Here is an 871-nt window from a genome sequence, read left to right on the forward strand (position 1 = left end):
GCCCCGGCCCGTGTCCTGCGGGGCGCGCCCTGGCGCCCCGCAGGGGCGCTTCAGGGGCGCGGGGAACTGCGCGACCAGCCACGACATACCCGCAGCCCGCGACGCGCGGCAAGGGGCAGCCCCTGCCCGGCAAGATCCGCCGGATTACCCGACCACGGCACTGGCGCTAGCGCCGGGACCGGTCCGCCGCCACGTCCTCGAACCGCACGGTGGCGTCCTCGGTGTAAGCGCCCACCCTGCCCTGCCGATAGGGACGCTCGCCGTCCGTGAACCGCACCAGCCGCTCGCCGTCCACCTCCACCGACAGGGAGGCCCCGCGCTGCTCCACCCGGATCGAGTAGGCGCGGCCCACCGGGTACTTCTCCCGGCCCGTCGCCAGGAAGCGCTGGCCGCCCGGGTAGGCCGGGTCGCGCTTGCCGAGCTCCCAGCCGTTCGGCTTGAGGGCGACGTAGTAGAAGTGCTCCGGGTCGGTGTAGGCCCAGACCAGCCACGGCACTTCCCAGGGGTTCGGGCGCGGGGCGCGCAGCTGCTCCACCGTCCGCATCCGCGCCCGGTAGGTCAGGTCGCGGTAGGAGGCGGTGCTCACGGCCAGCGCGGCGTGCGTGGTGCTGGGGTCCTGCGCGGCGCGCGGCGACAGGGTCAGCGAGTCGTCGTCGCCCGTCGTGGTGCCGTGGCCGTTGAACACCGAGTACCAGCGGCCGTGGGTGGAGCCGTCGGCCCAGGACGCGGACGGCGGTCTCCCGCCGCCGCCGTCGTCGCTGCCGCCGCACCGGCCGAGCGCGACCGCGAGGAGCGCGCTCAGCGCGAGGGCCAGTGCGACGGCGGCGAGCACGCGGCCCCCGCGCCCCCGCGGCACCGGGCGGAGCGGGGG

The 871-nt window shown here is 76.7% G+C and carries 1 protein-coding gene; it reads right to left on the reverse strand.

Annotated features, from left to right (window positions below; translation table 11 throughout):
* Positions 1-166: 166 nt before the first annotated feature.
* On the reverse strand, positions 167-871 hold a 705-nt coding region (locus G5C65_RS37855), incomplete at its 5' end, for a LamG domain-containing protein (RefSeq protein WP_420903413.1).

Origin of the sequence: Streptomyces boncukensis (genome assembly GCF_011045075.1) — a bacterium.
Classification (GTDB): Bacteria; Actinomycetota; Actinomycetes; order Streptomycetales; family Streptomycetaceae; genus Streptomyces; species Streptomyces boncukensis.